Origin of the sequence: Gordonia sp. DT101 (genome assembly GCF_049844895.1) — a bacterium.
Classification (GTDB): domain Bacteria; phylum Actinomycetota; class Actinomycetes; order Mycobacteriales; family Mycobacteriaceae; genus Gordonia.
This window is the reverse complement of sequence record NZ_JBNCLX010000012.1, coordinates 1-5,134: the sequence shown is the minus strand read 5'-3', so window position 1 is coordinate 5,134 and position 5,134 is coordinate 1. Positions and strand designations below refer to the sequence as shown.

At 55.7% G+C, this 5,134-nt stretch carries 3 rRNA genes; all 3 read left to right on the top strand.

The features are described 5' to 3' along the window. A 16S ribosomal RNA gene (locus ACLQ3I_RS23310) occupies positions 1–1,348 on the top strand; the annotation flags it as partial. Positions 1,349–1,779: 431 nt separating this feature from the next. Next, positions 1,780–4,910: ribosomal RNA gene (locus ACLQ3I_RS23305) — 23S ribosomal RNA — on the top strand. 100 nt (positions 4,911–5,010) lie between these two features. Continuing rightward, positions 5,011–5,127, top strand: a 5S ribosomal RNA gene (gene rrf, locus ACLQ3I_RS23300). Positions 5,128–5,134 lie beyond the last annotated feature (7 nt).

Here is a 5,134-nt window from a genome sequence, read left to right as displayed (position 1 = left end):
ATATGACCACATTTCGCATGGGGTGTGGTGGAAAGCTTTTGCGGTTGGGGATGGGCCCGCGGCCTATCAGCTTGTTGGTGGGGTAATGGCCTACCAAGGCGACGACGGGTAGCCGACCTGAGAGGGTGATCGGCCACACTGGGACTGAGACACGGCCCAGACTCCTACGGGAGGCAGCAGTGGGGAATATTGCACAATGGGCGGAAGCCTGATGCAGCGACGCCGCGTGAGGGATGACGGCCTTCGGGTTGTAAACCTCTTTCACCAGGGACGAAGCGTGAGTGACGGTACCTGGAGAAGAAGCACCGGCCAACTACGTGCCAGCAGCCGCGGTAATACGTAGGGTGCGAGCGTTGTCCGGAATTACTGGGCGTAAAGAGCTCGTAGGCGGTTTGTCGCGTCGTCTGTGAAATTCTGCAACTCAATTGTAGGCGTGCAGGCGATACGGGCAGACTTGAGTACTACAGGGGAGACTGGAATTCCTGGTGTAGCGGTGAAATGCGCAGATATCAGGAGGAACACCGGTGGCGAAGGCGGGTCTCTGGGTAGTAACTGACGCTGAGGAGCGAAAGCGTGGGTAGCGAACAGGATTAGATACCCTGGTAGTCCACGCCGTAAACGGTGGGTACTAGGTGTGGGTTCCTTTTCACGGGATCCGTGCCGTAGCTAACGCATTAAGTACCCCGCCTGGGGAGTACGGCCGCAAGGCTAAAACTCAAAGGAATTGACGGGGGCCCGCACAAGCGGCGGAGCATGTGGATTAATTCGATGCAACGCGAAGAACCTTACCTGGGTTTGACATACACCAGAAAGCTGTAGAGATACAGCCCCCCTTGTGGTTGGTGTACAGGTGGTGCATGGCTGTCGTCAGCTCGTGTCGTGAGATGTTGGGTTAAGTCCCGCAACGAGCGCAACCCTTGTCCTGTATTGCCAGCGGGTTATGCCGGGGACTTGCAGGAGACTGCCGGGGTCAACTCGGAGGAAGGTGGGGATGACGTCAAGTCATCATGCCCCTTATGTCCAGGGCTTCACACATGCTACAATGGCCGGTACAGAGGGCTGCGATACCGTGAGGTGGAGCGAATCCCTTAAAGCCGGTCTCAGTTCGGATCGGGGTCTGCAACTCGACCCCGTGAAGTCGGAGTCGCTAGTAATCGCAGATCAGCAACGCTGCGGTGAATACGTTCCCGGGCCTTGTACACACCGCCCGTCACGTCATGAAAGTCGGTAACACCCGAAGCCGGTGGCCTAACCCTTGTGGAGGGAGCCGTCGAAGGTGGGATCGGCGATTGGGACGAAGTCGTAACAAGGTAGCCGTACCGGAAGGTGCGGCTGGATCACCTCCTTTCTAAGGAGCACACAACATCACCCATTTCTGCAGGCATGTGTTCTGCGGTGGGTGTGTGTTCGAGGGTGAAACATCAGGCAGGCTGTGGGCGACCGTGTTCGGTTGTTTGTGGTTGTCGTTGGTCGTGAGGCCGGCGTGTCATCAGCACACTATCGGGGTTCTGAGGGAACACATGGTGTTGTCTCGGTGCTCGGGTGGCGGGTTGTCTTGTTGATTGTTCCTGTGATGGGGGCGTGAGAGTCGATCGCATTCGGGTGTGTGTTGTTTGAGAAGTGCATAGTGGATGCGAGCATCTTTATTTGTCATGAACACTTCGGTGTTTGTGGTTGAACGAGATAAAAGTTTTGTAGGTGATGTCTACATTCGATCCTCGCCGGCTGATGTTCCCTTTGTGGGGGTGTTGGTGGTGTGGGGGTGGTTTGTAGGTGTTGTTGTAAGTGTTTAAGGGCGTTCGGTGGATGCCTTGGCACCAGGAGCCGATGAAGGACGTGGTAGGCCGCGATAGTCCTCGGGGAGTTGTCAAACGAGCTGTGATCCGAGGGTGTCCGAATGGGGAAACCCAGCACGAGTGATGTCGTGTTACCCACCTGTGAATGTATAGCGGGTGTGGAGGGAACGTGGGGAAGTGAAACATCTCAGTACCCATAGGAAGAGAAAACAATTGTGATTCCGTGAGTAGTGGCGAGCGAAAGCGGAGGAGGCTAAACCATGCGCATGTGATACCTGGCAGGGTTTGTGTGTGTGGGGTTGTGGGGTTCATCTTCTCAGTGCTGCCGTGCTGGGCGTGAGTGATAAAATCATGGGTTAGGTGAAGTGGCCTGGAATGGTCTGCCGTAGTCGGTGAGAGTCCGGTAGCTGAAAACCTGTGGTCTTGCGTGATGGATGCCCAAGTAGCAGCGGGCTCGTGGAATCTGCTGTGAATCTGCCGGGACCACCCGGTAAGCCTGAATACTTCCTGGTGACCGATAGCGGACAAGTACCGTGAGGGAAAGGTGAAAAGTACCCCGGGAGGGGAGTGAAATAGTACCTGAAACCGGACGCTTACAATCCGTCAAAGCCTGTGCCACTTCGGTGGGTGGGTGATGGCGTGCCTTTTGAAGAATGAGCCTGCGAGTTAGTGCTCGGTGGCAAGGTTAACCCGTGTGGGGTAGCCGTAGCGAAAGCGAGTCTGAATAGGGCGTGGAGTCGCCGGGTCTAGACCCGAAGCGGAGTGATCTACCCATGGCCAGGGTGAAGCGACGGTAAGACGTCGTGGAGGCCCGAACCCACTTCAGTTGAAAATGGAGGGGATGAGCTGTGGGTAGGGGTGAAAGGCCAATCAAACTCCGTGATAGCTGGTTCTCCCCGAAATGCATTTAGGTGCAGCGTTGCATGTTTCTTACCGGAGGTAGAGCTACTGGATGGCCGATGGGCCCTATCAGGTTACTGACGTCAGCCAAACTCCGAATGCCGGTAAGTGAGAGTGTGGCAGTGAGACTGCGGGCGATAAGGTTCGTAGTCGAGAGGGAAACAGCCCAGATCGCCGGCTAAGGCCCCTAAGCGTGTACTAAGTGGAAAAGGATGTGGGATCGCAGAGACAACCAGGAGGTTGGCTTAGAAGCAGCCACCCTTGAAAGAGTGCGTAATAGCTCACTGGTCAAGTGATCCTGCGCCGACAATGTAGCGGGGCTCAAGTACACCGCCGAAGCCGCGGCACTTCACCAATACATCCCTTCACCCTTACGGGGGTGTTGGTAGTGGGTGGGGTGGGTAGGGGAGCGTCCTGCATCCCTGGAAGCACCGGCGTGAGCTAGGTGTGGAGGGTGTGGGAGTGAGAATGCAGGCATGAGTAGCGAAAGCAGAGTGAGAAACTCTGCCGCCGGATGACCAAGGGTTCCTGGGCCAGGCTAATCCGCCCAGGGTGAGTCGGGACCTAAGGCGAGGCCGACAGGCGTAGTCGATGGACAACGGGTTGATATTCCCGTACCCGTGTATCCGCGTCCATGCTGAATCAGCTGTACTAACCATCCAAATGGTGATCGATCTCCTTCGGGAGGCGTGAGCCGGCTGCATGGGACCTTGGCTGGTAGTAGGCAAGCGATGGGGTGACGCAGGAAGGTAGTGGGGCCAGTCAGTGGTAATACTGGTGTAAGCCTGTAGGACGAACGATAGGTAAATCCGTCGTTCATGTGTCTGAGAGGTGATGCGTAGCCGTTGAGGCGAATTCCATGATCCTATGCTGCCGAGAAAAGCCTCTAGCGAGTTGGTACACGGCCCGTACCCCAAACCAACACAGGTGGTCAGGTAGAGAATACTAAGGCGATCGAGAGAACTGTGGTTAAGGAACTCGGCAAAATGCCCCCGTAACTTCGGGAGAAGGGGGACCATGTCTGGTGATTGAGTTTTCCTCATGAGCTGGGTGTGGTCGCAGAGACCAGAGAGAAGCGACTGTTTACTAAAAACACAGGTCCGTGCGAAGTCGTAAGACGATGTATACGGACTGACGCCTGCCCGGTGCTGGAAGGTTAAGAGGACCGGTTAGTGCCCTTCGGGGTGCGAAGCTGAGAATTTAAGCCCCAGTAAACGGCGGTGGTAACTATAACCATCCTAAGGTAGCGAAATTCCTTGTCGGGTAAGTTCCGACCTGCACGAATGGCGTAACGACTTCTCTGCTGTCTCAACCACAGACTCGGCGAAATTGCAGTACGAGTAAAGATGCTCGTTACGCGCGGCAGGACGAAAAGACCCCGGGACCTTCACTATAGCTTGGTATTGGTGTTCGGTTCGGTTTGTGTAGGATAGGTGGGAGACTGTGAAGTGGGCACGCCAGTGTTCATGGAGTCGTTGTTGAAATACCACTCTGATCGTATTGGACTTCTAACCTCGGACCCTGATCGGGTTCAGGGACAGTGCCTGGTGGGTAGTTTAACTGGGGCGGTTGCCTCCCAAAATGTAACGGAGGCGCCCAAAGGTTCCCTCAGCCTGGTTGGCAATCAGGTGTTGAGTGTAAGTGCACAAGGGAGCTTGACTGTGAGACGTACATGTCGAGCAGGGACGAAAGTCGGGACTAGTGATCCGGCACCGGCAAGTGGAAGCGGTGTCGCTCAACGGATAAAAGGTACCCCGGGGATAACAGGCTGATCTTCCCCAAGAGTCCATATCGACGGGATGGTTTGGCACCTCGATGTCGGCTCGTCGCATCCTGGGGCTGGAGTAGGTCCCAAGGGTTGGGCTGTTCGCCCATTAAAGCGGCACGCGAGCTGGGTTTAGAACGTCGTGAGACAGTTCGGTCTCTATCCGCCGCGCGCGTCAGAAACTTGAGGAAACCTGTCCCTAGTACGAGAGGACCGGGACGGACGAACCTCTGGTGTGCCAGTTGTCCTACCAAGGGCACCGCTGGTTAGCTACGTTCGGAAGGGATAACCGCTGAAAGCATCTAAGCGGGAAGCCTGTTCCAAGATGAGGTTTCTCACCCCCTTCGAGGGGGTAAGGCCCCCCACAGACCATGGGGTTGATAGGCCAGAACTGGAAGTACAGCAATGTATGCAGGTGACTGGTACTAATCGGCCGAGGACTTACTAACAACACTCATTCACCGCAATGAGTTCGCATCCACTATGACACTTCTGAAACAACACACAACGGTTAAACAAACCCCATGTTGTGTGTGGGTTTCATAAAGTTACGGCGGCCATAGCGGAGGGGAAACGCCCGGTCCCATTCCGAACCCGGAAGCTAAGCCCTCCAGCGCCAATGGTACTGCACCCTAACCAGTGTGGGAGAGTAGGACACCGCCGAACACAACTC